7 protein-coding genes and 1 pseudogene are annotated in these 13,105 nt (G+C 44.4%); all 8 read left to right on the top strand.

Features of this window, described 5'->3' with window-relative positions:
• Positions 1 to 30 precede the first annotated feature (30 nt).
• The 8 genes and pseudogenes from NML76_RS04585 (at position 31) to NML76_RS04620 (ending at position 13,000) form a co-directional block, all read left to right on the top strand.
• Positions 31 to 1,413: a TrkH family potassium uptake protein gene (locus tag NML76_RS04585; protein WP_155172510.1), complete on the top strand. Its 1,383-nt coding sequence runs from the start codon at positions 31 to 33 to the stop codon at positions 1,411 to 1,413.
• 9 nt (positions 1,414 to 1,422) lie between these two features.
• Positions 1,423 to 2,088, top strand: coding sequence for a TrkA family potassium uptake protein (locus NML76_RS04590; RefSeq protein WP_155172508.1), 666 nt, complete (start codon positions 1,423 to 1,425; stop codon positions 2,086 to 2,088).
• Between the two features lie 175 nt (positions 2,089 to 2,263).
• A pseudogene (locus NML76_RS04595) lies at positions 2,264 to 2,359 on the top strand (CPBP family intramembrane glutamate endopeptidase); the annotation flags it as partial.
• 120 nt (positions 2,360 to 2,479) lie between these two features.
• Positions 2,480 to 4,711, top strand: a complete 2,232-nt coding sequence (locus tag NML76_RS04600) for a glycoside hydrolase family 31 protein (RefSeq protein WP_254732831.1) — start codon at positions 2,480 to 2,482, stop codon at positions 4,709 to 4,711.
• Between the two features lie 68 nt (positions 4,712 to 4,779).
• Positions 4,780 to 6,387, top strand: coding sequence for an alpha-glucosidase (locus NML76_RS04605; RefSeq protein ID WP_254732833.1), 1,608 nt, complete (start codon positions 4,780 to 4,782; stop codon positions 6,385 to 6,387).
• A 305-nt stretch (positions 6,388 to 6,692) separates the two neighbouring features.
• Positions 6,693 to 8,942 (top strand): 5-methyltetrahydropteroyltriglutamate--homocysteine S-methyltransferase, encoded by a 2,250-nt coding sequence (metE, locus tag NML76_RS04610; RefSeq protein ID WP_118227860.1) that lies wholly within the window; start codon positions 6,693 to 6,695, stop codon positions 8,940 to 8,942.
• A 113-nt stretch (positions 8,943 to 9,055) separates the two neighbouring features.
• Positions 9,056 to 9,931 (top strand): methylenetetrahydrofolate reductase [NAD(P)H], encoded by an 876-nt coding sequence (gene metF, locus NML76_RS04615; RefSeq protein WP_118227861.1) that lies wholly within the window; start codon positions 9,056 to 9,058, stop codon positions 9,929 to 9,931.
• Between the two features lie 132 nt (positions 9,932 to 10,063).
• Positions 10,064 to 13,000 (top strand): AAA family ATPase, encoded by a 2,937-nt coding sequence (locus NML76_RS04620; RefSeq protein WP_254732835.1) that lies wholly within the window; start codon positions 10,064 to 10,066, stop codon positions 12,998 to 13,000.
• Positions 13,001 to 13,105: the final 105 nt, after the last annotated feature.

Raw genomic sequence — 13,105 nt, forward strand, 5'->3', positions numbered from 1 at the left:
TCTTTTCACTTTTTATGATACAATGAAGCTATGTTAGTCAAATTATTTTTTAAACAATGGCAGGCCAAAATTAAAAGCCTGTCTCCGGCAAGGCGAATCTTTCTCAGCTTTGCCTTGGTTATCCTGGTGGGCTCGCTATTATTGAGTCTGCCTTTTGTCCAGCAAGCGAGCTCAAAAGCAGGCTATATCGACCACCTCTTTACAGCGGTCTCCATGGTCTGTGTGACGGGGCTCTTTACCCAGTCGGTGGCTTCGACCTATAATGGTTGGGGGCAATTGATTTGTATGCTCTTGATCCAGATCGGAGGCCTAGGGATCTTGACCTTTATTGGTCTCTTCTTTATGGAAGGTCGCCAAAAACTTAGTTACAAGGACCGGCAGACCATTCGGGACAGTTTTAGTTTTAGCAATAACCAGAGCTTAGCCCGTTTTGTCCGCTCCATCTTTATTACGACCTTTACCATCGAAGGGGTGGGGGCCTTGCTCCTCATGACCCGCTTTATCCCTCGCTTTGGCTGGGGCCATGGGATCTTTAACTCCATCTTTGTTGCGGTCTCGGCCTTTTGTAATGCGGGCTTTGATAATTTTGGAGGCGATAGCATGATGAGCTTCCAGACCGATTGGTTGGTCAATCTGACCTTGTCTGCCCTTATTATTACTGGGGGCTTGGGCTTCATGGTCTGGTTTGACCTAGCCACCAAGGCCCGTAATCAATCGGGACGGCGAACTCTTCGCTTCCATACCAAGGTGGTTCTCTGGTTAACAGCGGCGATCCTTCTCTTTGGGACAGTGACTAGTCTTTTGACCGAGTTTGATAATCCGGCAACCATTGGGGCCCTTCCATTAGGAGAGAAGATCTTGGTCAGCTTCTTCCAAACCGTCAGCATGCGGACAGCTGGTTTTGCATCCTTAGATTATACAGCAGTCCGACCAGTGACGCTCTTCGTCTATCTCTTGCAGATGTTTTTAGGTGGAGCGCCAGGCGGGACAGCAGGGGGCATGAAGATCACCACCTTCCTGGTCCTCTTGCTCCTGGCTCGGAAGGAACTATTGGGGCTACCACATACCAATTTAGGAAAACGTACGATTTCACCAGACATTGTCCAACGTTCCTTTGGGACGGCGGTGATTTTCCAGTTGACCTTCTTAGTGGGTCTATTAGGAATCTGTTTGGTGACGCCGGATGGCCAACGCTTTATTTATTTGGTCTTTGAGGTAGTATCGGCTCTAGCGACAGTAGGCGTGACAGCCAATGTGACCTCGACCTTAAATGGAGCAGGGCTGGGGATCATCATGGTGCTTATGTTTATCGGTCGGATCGGCCCTTTGACCCTCATGGTTAGCTTGAACAATTACCAAGCCAAGAAAGCAGATACCTTGCAGTATGCCAAGGCAGACATCATTATCGGATAGGAGAAACTCATGGCGAATCGAACCATTGGAATTTTAGGATTAGGAATTTTTGGACAGAGTGTCCTGAAAACCCTGCAAGACCAGGATGTGGATATTATTGCGATTGATGATCACGCAGATGTGATCAACCAATATGAATCCATGATTACGACTGGAATTGTTGGAGACATTACAGAAATGGACCTCTTGGATGCAGCAGATATTGGGAACTGTGACACAGTCGTGATCGCGACCGGTGAAAATCTGGAGTCCAGTGTGCTGGCTGTCATGCACTGTAAGGCGCTTGGAGTCGAGCACGTCATTGCTAAGGTCAAAAACGAAGTGACCAAAGAAGTTCTGGAAAAGATTGGGGCTGATCTGGTTATCCTGCCGGAGGTAGAAGCAGGCATGTCCCTCGCTAAAATGATTCTTTTCCAACATCGGATTGAAGTTTTCCAGTTGGATGAAGAAGTGGTGGTGGTCGAGTTTACGGTTCCAGCTAGCTGGGTAGGAAAAAGTATCCGAGACTTGGAAATCAGAGACCAATATCAACTCAATATCATCGGCTATCGAGATGGAGAAGACCAGCCCCTACGGAGCCAGCTGGGCCCAGATTTTGTTTGGCCAGCTGAGGTACACGTGATGGCAGTGACAGACAATCAGTATTTGGACAGAATCCAAGACTTGTTAGACTAATCGTTTCAGAATGTTGATCACCTATTTTTTAACTAAAATAGGTGAAATGATTCTGCAGAAAAATGATTTTTAATTTTTACTCCGCAGACGCCCTCTGTATCTTAATTTAGTCATGGAACTTCCTTGATTGCTGAAATCATCCACCGGATAATTTCACCTAACGTCCGTCATCAAGGTCGTCAAGAATCTCTTGCCATTTTTCCTCATGCATGCCTTGGCAGATATGTTTGGATCGAGTCTCATGTATCTCTTGATCCATTGGGGAAGTTGATCTTATAAAATGTTAGGAAAGGCTCTGTCAGGTGTTGACAGGCTTTTTTTTGAGTGCTATAGTAAAATCGTAAACGCTTACATGGTGAGGCGAAGCAGATAAAAAGCGGAGGAACGACAAATGGCAGGATCAGTGATACAGGGAGAGAACTACCGAATCTCCGTATTAACGGAATCTTTGGTGCGCTTGGAATACTCAGAGGATGGTGTTTTTGAAGATGGTCAGACGCAAGTTGTGCAAAATCGTGATTTTGGACCTGTTGCCTGCGAGGTTGTAGAGACAGAAGAGGTCCTTGATCTTCATACTGAGCATCTCCACCTCCATTTTGAAAAAGGACGGTTTGCACCGGATCGACTTTATATTGAACTCAAGGGTCAGTATGCAGTCTATGGGAGCCGGTGGTACTATGGAGATCAGCCGGAGACCTTAAAGGGGACCAGTCGGACGCTTGACGAGGTCGATGGGGCTATGGAGCTGGAAGATGGAATCTTAAGCAAAGCAGGCTATGCTCTTTTAGATGATTCTGCTTCCTACTTGTATGATGACGAAAGTGGGTTTAGAGCACGGCCCTATCCAGAGGTGGATCTGTATTTCTTCGGTTATGGGCGCGATTATCTAGGTGCCTTGAAAGATTTTTACCATCTGACAGGACAGCCACCCCTCTTGCCACGTTATGCTCTGGGAAACTGGTGGAGTCGCTATTGGCCTTATACCAGTCAGGAGTACACAGATTTGATGGATCGTTTCAAAGCAGAAGGGGTGCCTCTTGCAGTCAGTGTGATCGATATGGATTGGCACAAGACGGCGATTCCTGCTCGCTTTGGAAGTGGTTGGACTGGCTATAGTTGGAACCGGGATTTGATTCCTGATCCAGCTGCCTTCTTAAATGGCCTGCATGAGCGTGGTTTAAAGGTGACCTTAAATGTCCATCCGGCAGATGGAATTCGCGCCTTCGAAGATGCTTATCCCATGGTCGCAAAACGCTTGGGACTGGATGCGGAAAAGGAAGAAGCGGCTAGCTTTGACTTTTATAGTCCAGCCTTTCGCGAAGCTTATTTCGAAGATGTCCACCATCCTTTGGAAGATCAGGGAGTGGATTTTTGGTGGATTGATTGGCAACAAGGTAGTCATGGCAAGATGGATCCCCTTTGGTTGTTAAATCACTATCATTATCTAGACAATTGTCGAAAAGGCCAAGCTGGTCTCATCTTATCGCGTTATGGGGGTCCTGGCAGTCATCGGTATCCGATTGGTTTTTCAGGGGACACTATTGTGACTTGGGAATCCCTAGCCTTTCAACCCTATTTTACCAGCACAGCTTCCAATATCGGCTACACCTGGTGGAGTCATGATATCGGTGGCCATATGCGGGGCTACTATGATGAAGACTTGGCTCTTCGTTGGTTGCAGTTTGGGGTTTTTAGCCCGATTAATCGTCTTCATAGTTCTTGTAATGCCTTTAACAGCAAGGAACCGTGGTTTTACTCGCCAGAGACCTGTCGCTTGATGAAGCAGTATTTGCGCCTGCGCCATAGCTTACTGCCTTATCTCTACACCATGAATGTTGCGACGCACGAAGAAGGGCTGCCCTTGGTTCAACCCCTTTATTACCACTACCCAAACGAAGAAGAGGCTTATGAAGCTAAGAATCAATATTTCTTTGGCAGTGAACTCATGGTGGCGCCAATTACCGAAGCGCTGGATCCTGTCTTTCATAGTGCTTCTGTGAGTGTTTGGTTCCCAGATGGCGTTTGGTATGATTTCTTCCATGATTGGAAGTATGAAGGAAGAGGCAAGCTCACGGTCTTTAGGACCAGCCAGGATATTCCAGTCTTTGCACGTGCGGGAGCCATCATCCCTATGGATGCACAACCACAGACAGGAGTAGACCTTCCAGAAATGCTGGACTGGCATCTCTTCCCAGGTGACAATCGTTCCTTCGTACTCGTCGAAGGAGAAGGAGCTAGCAAGGTTGAAACCCGCCTAACAGTCGATTGGGATGAAAGAAAGATTAGTCTGGATTTAACAGGTGATCTAGCCTTGCTTCCTGAAAAGAGACAGCACCGTTTCTTGCTCCATACCTTTGATACAGCCCCTATCTTAGTGGACAATCAAAGTCAGGAAATTGCGATGGGTGAGCTGCAATCGCGTCCGATTGCCAAAGAAGATCGGATGTTTGAGCTCTTAAAATCTGCCAACCTGGCCTACGATAGGAAAAATGAATTATTTGCGGCTTGTTCAAGAGCCAAGGATTGGAAACAGTTGATGAAGGTCATCACGCCTTTGGAGGAAGGCTTGCGCCAACGTCTCTTTGAAGTGATTTATTCCAGTGAAGAGAATGAAGACTTTTAAATTCTTGCAATTTCACCCCTATTTTTGTATGATGAAAGTGATTTCACAATCATAAAGGAGAAGAAAAAATGGAACAAAAATGGTGGCATAATGCCGTAATTTACCAAGTTTATCCAAAAAGTTTCAAGGATAGTAATGGCGATGGCATCGGGGATCTCAAGGGGATCACGAGCAAGCTAGACTATCTGGAAAAGCTTGGGATTACAGCCATCTGGCTCTCACCAGTCTACAAGAGTCCCATGGATGATAACGGCTATGACATCTCGGATTACGAGGATATTGCCTCCATCTTTGGTACCATGGAAGATATGGAAGAATTGATCGCAGAAGGTCATAAACGCAAGATCAAAATCATTATGGACTTGGTGGTTAACCATACCTCTGATGAGCATGCTTGGTTTATTGAGGCACGTGAAAACCCAGACAGTCCAAAGCGGGATTTCTATATTTGGCGCGATGAGCCCAATGGTATTATTTCTGCTTTTAGTGGCTCTGCTTGGGAATTGGATGAAGCATCAGGCCAATACTACCTGCATAACTTTAGTAAGAAGCAACCAGATCTCAACTGGGAAAATGAGGAACTCCGTCATCAGATCTATGACATGATGAATTTCTGGATTGACAAGGGAATTGGTGGCTTCCGTATGGATGTGATCGATATGATCGGTAAGATCCCAGATCAGGAAATCATCAGCAATGGTCCCATGCTCCATCCTTACTTGAAAGAAATGAATCAAGCGACCTTTGGCGATAAGGATCTGCTCACAGTAGGAGAAACTTGGGGGGCGACTCCAGAGATTGCCAAGCAGTACTCCAATCCAAAAAATCAAGAATTGTCCATGGTCTTCCAATTTGAACACATCGGCCTTCAATACCAACCGGGTCAACCAAAGTGGCACTACGCTAAGGAATTGGATGTGCCTAAATTGAAGGAAATTTTCACCAAGTGGCAGACGGAATTAGGAGAAGAGGAAGGCTGGAATTCCCTCTTCTGGAACAACCACGATTTGCCACGGATTGTGTCAACTTGGGGGGATGATGGCGACTACCGTGTCAAATCTGCCAAGGCTTTAGCGATTTTGCTTCACTTGATGAAGGGAACTCCTTATATCTATCAAGGGGAAGAAATCGGGATGACCAATTATCCATTTAAGAGCCTTGAGGACGTAGAAGATATCGAGTCAATCAACTATGCTCATGAAGCCTTAGAAAAAGGGATTCCGCTCGAAGTGATCATGGATCAAATTCGTCATATTGGTCGGGACAATGCCCGGACACCGATGCAGTGGAATGATGAAGCAGAAGCTGGCTTTACGACAGGTCGTCCATGGCTTGCGGTCAACCCAAACTACAAAGAGATCAATGTGGAGGCTGCCCTAGCAGATCCAGACTCCATTTTCTATACCTACCAAGCCCTCATTGCTTTGAGAAAAGAACACCCTTGGCTTGTGACTGCTGATTATGAATTGGTGGACGCAGCAGACAAGGTTTTTGCCTACAAGCGGGTAGAAGGAGAGCAAGCCTATCTGGTGGTTGTCAATCTCTCCAGTCAAGAGCAAGACTTACCGCTCGTCAATGGGGTTGAAGAGGTTCTCATTGCCAATACCAAAGTAGAACAAGTCCTCGAATCAGGCAGGTTGGCACCTTGGGATGCCTTCTGTGTCAAATTAGCCTAATAAAAGTAAGAAAAATAGAGGGAATTACTTCCTCGTAGAAGCAGGTCTTTCTCAATAGAGAAGGCCTGCTTTACTTTTTTGGGGCTGTTCTTCTAGTGCAATCCGCTCAAAAATGGTTTTGGGGATGCTTGGGTTATAGGAAATATTTATAAGAAGTCCTAGTTTTTACTTTTAATTTCTAGTCTCAAGGCACATTAAATCCATGTTATAGTTATTGGCTATATCAAAATTCGTGTAAAAGCAATTATACAAGACGGCTATCTTCTGATATGATAGTGTCAATTAGAATTTTTGGAGGACACAACATGTCAACTACAATTATCGGTTTCCCACGTTTGGGTGAATTCCGTGAATTAAAATTTACAACTGAAAAATACTTTAGAAAAGAAATCTCAGCAGACGAGCTCTTGGCAGCTGCTAAAGACTTGCGTGCTAAACACTGGAACATTGTTAAAGAACAAGGCATCTCAGAGATTCCTTCAAATGACTTCTCACATTACGACAATTTTCTTGATGCAGCCTTCCTTTTCAACGTCGTGCCTGCATCTGTTCAAAACTTGGATTTGACAGACCTTGAACAATACTTTGCTTTGGCGCGTGGTTATCAAGGTGAAAAAGGGGATGTGCGTGCCCTTCCAATGAAAAAATGGTTCAACACGAACTACCATTACATTGTTCCTAAATTTGAAAAAACAACAGAAGTGAAATTGGCTGGTCACAAGATTTTTGATGAGTACCAAGAAGCCAAAGAATTGGGGATCAACACTCGTCCAGTAGTTGTTGGACCATTCACATTCCTTCAATTATCTGACTTTGAAGATGGTGTGAAAGCTGAGGACTTCGTAGACAGCTTGGTTGCTGCTTACCAAGAAGTTTTTGCCAAATTGGCTGAGCTTGGTGCGACTCGTATTCAACTCGATGAGCCAGCTCTTGTTAAAGATTTGACAGCTGAAGAAAAAGCTCTCTTCTTGAACCTCTACAACAAACTCTTGGCTGACAAGAAAGGTCTTGAAGTCTTGATCCAAACTTACTTTGGTGATGTTCGTGATGTCTACAATGACCTTGTAAACTTGCCAGTAGATGGTATCGGTCTTGACTTTGTTGAAGGGAAGAAAACACTTGAATTGGTGAAAGGTGGCTTCCCAGCTGATAAGACCCTTTATGCTGGTATTGTGAATGGGAAAAACATCTGGCGCAATAACTATGAAAAGAGCTTGGAAATCTTGGATCAAGTTCCAGCTGAAAAGGTTGTCTTGACGACTTCTTGCTCCCTTCTTCATGTGCCATTTACAACGGCTAACGAAGATTTTGAACCAGCTATTTTGAACCACTTCGCCTTTGCGGTTGAAAAATTGGGTGAATTGCGTGACTTGGATGCTATCCGCAATGGTCAAGGGGCGGAAGCTCTTGCTGCCAACAAAGAACTCTTTGCAACAGAACGCGTTGGAGCAAATGCTGAACTTCATGCTCGCATCGCAGCTTTGACAGAAGCAGACTACACTCGTTTGCCAGCTTTCACAGAACGTGAAGAAATCCAAAAAGAAGCCTTCAAGCTTCCAGCACTTCCAACAACTACCATCGGTTCATTCCCTCAAACCAAGGAAGTTCGTGCTAAACGTTTGGCCTTCCGTAAGGGTGAATTGACACAAGAAGAATACGATGCCTTCCTTGCTGAAACGATTGACGAATGGATCAAATGGCAAGAAGAAGTTGGATTTGACGTGCTTGTACACGGTGAATTCGAGCGGAACGACATGGTTGAGTACTTCGGTCAAAACTTGTCAGGTTACCTCTTCTCTAAAAACGGTTGGGTACAATCATACGGTATGCGTGGGGTGAAACCACCAATCATCTGGGGTGATGTCACTCGTCTCAATCCAATCACTGTGAAATGGTCTAGCTACGCACAAAGCCGTACGGACAAACCTGTTAAAGGGATGTTGACTGGACCTGTTACCATCCTTAACTGGTCATTCCCACGTGAAGACATCTCTATCAAGGATTCTACTCTTCAAATCGCTCTTGCCATCAAGGATGAAGTTCTTGACCTTGAAGCTGCAGGTGTGAAAATCATCCAAATCGACGAAGCTGCTCTTCGTGAAAAATTGCCACTTCGTCGTAGCGACTGGTACGAAGATTACCTTGACTGGGCGATTCCAGCCTTCCGTTTGGTACACTCAACTGTAGCGCCAGATACCCAAATCCACACTCACATGTGTTACTCAGAATTTACAGATATCATCCCAGCGATCGATAACTTGGATGCGGACGTTATCTCATTTGAAGCTAGCCGTTCAAACCTTGAAATCTTGGATGAGTTGAAAGCCAAAAACTTCCAAACAGAAGTTGGACCTGGGGTTTACGATATCCACTCACCACGTGTCCCACAAGACGGTGAAATTGATCACACCATCGAAGCAATCTTGGCTAAAGTACCAAGTGGCAAAGTTTGGATCAACCCTGACTGTGGTTTGAAGACTCGTGGAATTAAAGAAACAAAAGAAAGCTTGATCAAACTCGTTAATGCCGCTAAAGAAGCGCGTGAACACTTGTAAGAACTGTTTCGAGGACCTTCTATCATCGTGTAGAGGGTTTTCGAATCGTTCCCTTATCCTAGAAATAGTGGCTCAGAGTTCTTGATCAAAGAAACAAAAGAAAAGGATAGAATATGTCACAACACACACCGTCTCTGTCATTTGAAGTTTTTCCTCCAAATCCTGAAGTAGGCAATGCCAAACTCTTACGTGCCTTGGCAAATATGCAGGAGCTAGCTCCTCACTTTATTAGTGTGACCGCTAGCAATAATAAATACAATATCAAAGAGACGACGGTTGCTTTAGCCAATTATATTCAAAATGAATTGTCTATTCCGACAATTGCTCACTTGCCAGCCGTTTATTTGAGCAAGGAAAAAGTGGCCGATACTCTTCATGAGTTAGATCAAGTAGGGGTTCATCGGATTTTGGCTCTGCGTGGGGATATTATCCCTGGTGTGGAACCTTTAAAAGACTTTCGTTATGCAACGGATCTGATTGAATTTATCAAAACAGAAGCGCCCCATTTTGAGGTGATTGGTGCCTGCTATCCTGAGGGACACCCAGATTCTCCAAACCAAATTTCAGATATTCAAAATCTTAAAAAGAAGGTAGATGCAGGATGCTCTAGTTTGGTCACTCAACTTTTCTTTGACAATGAGCGTTTCTATGATTTTCAAGATAAGTGTACCTTGGCTGGGATCAATGTTCCTATTCATGCAGGAGTGATGCCGATTCTCAATCGCAATCAGGCCCTTCGTCTCCTTAAGACTTGTGAAAATGTTCATATCCCACGGAAGTTTAAAGCCATTCTGGACAAGTATGAGCATGATCCTGAGTCACTCAGAGCAGCAGGACTTGCTTATGCAGTCGATCAAATTGTTGATTTGGTTACTCAAGATGTGGCTGGAGTCCACCTTTACACCATGAACAATGAAGATGTCGCTTACCACGTCTACCAAGCAACAAAGGCTTTATTTGATCATCAACCGAATTTTGAAGTGAATTAATCAACACTTTTAGTAGGAAGTGTAGAGATTGAGAAAGAATCGTTCTCAATCTCTTTTTATTTGGATAAATCACTTGCTAAAAGCCAACTTTTTTTTTATAGTATTAATATGAAGTTTTTGGAGGCGCTTGCAATGAAGAAAGATCTCACGTTAAAGTTATTTGGACCCCCTAAGGTTGTTTTCAATCAGAAAACTATTCGGTTTTCTTTTTCGAAGATGGAGGCCTTGCTTTATTATTTAGCGGTCATGGGCCAAGTCAACCGTGATGAAATCGCCGGTATCCTTTGGGGAGATAAGGAAAACCAAGTAGCTCGCAAAAACTTACGGAATACGGTTTACCAAGCCAATAAAATCTTTGAAGGAGATATCATTGTCTCACCAAGCAGAAGTAGTTTGGCTCTTAATCCTGAGTTGAGTCTTTCTTTGGATGTTCAGCTCTTTGAAAGAGATCCACTAAGTGCCTTGGATCTTTATCGGGGAGACTTTCTAGAGGGCTTCTATGTCAAGGATGATGAAGACTTTGACCAGTGGGCTTCTCGCAAACGAGATGCTTATAGGAAGCTCTATGTCGAAAGTTGCTATCAAAAAATTGAGCAGGTCGGTTTTGCAGATCCTAGTATAGAACTCTTGCTCCATCATTTGGTAGAGCTGGATGAATTTGAAGAGAAAAACTACCAGCTCTTGATGGAGTATTATAGCTTCCATCATCAGCTAGGAAAATTTTTTGAAACCTATTATAAGCTAGTCGATTTATTGGATCGCGAGCTCAGTGTGCGTCCCAGTCGAGCAATTGAGGAACTTTATCACTCGGTTTTGGAAGCCAAACGAACTCATAAACTGACCAATCGCTTGAATATTCGTGAACTTTCTTTCTTTGGTCGGAAACAAGAACTCTCGCAACTCGAGGAATACCTTTCCTTAGTCGAGACGGGTGAAGCGGTTGGTCCTTTTCTCGTGATGGGGCAATCTGGAACAGGCAAGAAACGTCTCTTGCGGCAGTTGGTCTTGATGTCCAATCGCAGTTTTAACTTTATCAAGGTGGAAGGAAGAGCTACTAGTCAACGATACGAAGGAAGCAGCTGGAATGATCTCAGACAAGCGCTAGAGAAACTGGGGGATGAGATGGGGATTTCCCTTCTGGAAGAGGAGGATGATCTCATTTCGGTATGGAATCAGCTTCAGAGCCTTAGCAAAGAAAAACCGCTCCTGATTCTGCTTGAAAACGCCCAGTGGATTGATGCAGTGTCTCTAGAAAAAGTGAAACGACTAGAGGAAAGAAGAAACCAGGAGAAATGGCAACTAATTTTTACAGCTGAAGAGCCTCTGCCAGCTTCCTTCGTCAACTTCTTGGGGAGCTTGAAGGTAGAGAAAAGGCTGTCTCAACTAGAGTTGACCAATTTTGATCCAAGTGAAAGTCGTGCTCTCTTGAAAGGGGAACTGGGAGCAATAGAGCCGGCAGTGATGGAGCAGATGGTCGAATGGAGTGAAGGCAGTCCGTTCTTGCTGTCCAGCTATATCGAAGAGTGGAAAGAAAATGAAAATTTAGAACCCTTGCCTGATATCATTCAAGCTTATCTTACTCAGGAGCTTGGGGATATGGGCAGCGAGGAAGAGGCTCTTCTACACTACCTATCTTGTTTTCATAAGCCAATCTCCCTGTCTATCTTGGCAGAATTGACCGCTACAGAGCTTCCTGTTTTGACTGAATTAATCGAGCCTTTATCTGAAAGAGCGATCGTCTCAATCGTAGAAGAAGGAGAGGCTCTCATGGTTCAATTCTGCAAGCAATTGGTAGCCATGTACTTTTACCATCTTCTTTCGCCAGCTAGACGGCGGCTCTTCCACCAACAAATTGCGCAAAAATTGGAAGAAACTTTAGAAGATTCGACGGACCTTCCTCTTTATAAGGAAATTGCCTACCAATACAAGCAATCGCAAAATCTCTTGCGCTCCTTATCGTTTGAGTTGACCTATTTAGAAGAAATCCTTCAGCTGGAGCATGAGCTGTTTCCGATTTATTCCAAGGTAGATGAGGGGTTCCTATCAGATGGTACAAATAGCCATTTGGACATTTTTGGAGAGCTATCCCGCATTCGCCAAGAATTAGATAACCTCTTTTCAAGGCACCAAAGAGATAGAGAATACAAGCATTTACAACTGCGTTACTTGTACCTAGAAGGTCGCTATTTTATTCGAAGTGGGGAGTATCAAAAGGGGATTCATGATATCCAAAAAGTCATCTCCTATGCGCGGGAACTCAAGCAATCCGACTTCCTCTTAGAGGGTTATCGGCAAATCATTTATTATTGCATTCAAACGGAAAATATCTCTGAGATGGCCTATTATACAGATTTGGCTTTGGAAGATGCCATCCAAGCTAATAATCATGAGGTCATTGCGATCCAGTTGCGTTTGAAGGGCTTGTATCACCTGATGGTTGGGGATGAGGAGCAGGCGACCCGGCATCTGTATCGCTCCATTGATTGCTTTAGTTTGACCAATAGCATGCAGGCCAAGTATGCCATTCAAATTGCAGCTTCTTTGGCCTACCTCGCTGAAATCGAGCAAGTGAGAGGGCATTTCCAAGTAGCGGTCACCCACTTAGAAGAGGTTCTGCGTTTGGTGGGAGATCAAGCTGTTGATTCTGTCCGTGTCGTCTTTGATATTGATCTTGGGATCGCCTATTATTGGAAGGGAGATTTGATTCAAGCTCGCCGCTGTTTTGACAGAGCTCAGAAGATTTTATCCAGTGTTCGTTTCCCTTGGAAGGAAGAATTGCTCGAATTTTACCAATCCTTGATTGCTTGTCAGCAAGGGGATCAGGAGAAGGTTGCGGATTATCTGGCTCGAAAAGAAAGGACGATGAATCCATCTGCCAATTCGCGGGATAAGGGGATGGTTCATTATCTATTGGCTTTCTTATCTGATCAAAAGGAGAAGGGAGAAGAGCTCGCTCCTGCCCTGAGCACCTTCTTGAAAGAAGATAAGAATTACTACAAGAAGGTGGCAGAGCAACACTTGAATCTATACAGAGATCGTCAGTTTCTTAAGAAATTAAAAGACCTGTAGTGTCTCTTGCCTAAATCATAAGAGAAGGCTAAGTGGTCTGTCCTCTTTTCAGGCAAAAATCGTTGTGTCTGAAAATGAAGAAAAAGCATAGAAATACCCTAGTAA

The sequence above is a fragment of the Streptococcus sp. CF8_Ac1-9 genome (assembly GCF_024295565.1).
In the GTDB taxonomy this organism is placed as follows: Bacteria; Bacillota; Bacilli; order Lactobacillales; family Streptococcaceae; genus Streptococcus; species Streptococcus parasanguinis_X.

Coding starts and splice junctions, on each gene's coding strand:
- NML76_RS04585 (WP_155172510.1), top strand. CDS start 31: ATGTTAGTCAAATTATTTTTTAAACAATGGCAGGCCAAAATTAAAAGC.
- NML76_RS04590 (WP_155172508.1), top strand. CDS start 1,423: ATGGCGAATCGAACCATTGGAATTTTAGGATTAGGAATTTTTGGACAG.
- NML76_RS04600 (WP_254732831.1), top strand. CDS start 2,480: ATGGCAGGATCAGTGATACAGGGAGAGAACTACCGAATCTCCGTATTA.
- NML76_RS04605 (WP_254732833.1), top strand. CDS start 4,780: ATGGAACAAAAATGGTGGCATAATGCCGTAATTTACCAAGTTTATCCA.
- metE (WP_118227860.1), top strand. CDS start 6,693: ATGTCAACTACAATTATCGGTTTCCCACGTTTGGGTGAATTCCGTGAA.
- metF (WP_118227861.1), top strand. CDS start 9,056: ATGTCACAACACACACCGTCTCTGTCATTTGAAGTTTTTCCTCCAAAT.
- NML76_RS04620 (WP_254732835.1), top strand. CDS start 10,064: ATGAAGAAAGATCTCACGTTAAAGTTATTTGGACCCCCTAAGGTTGTT.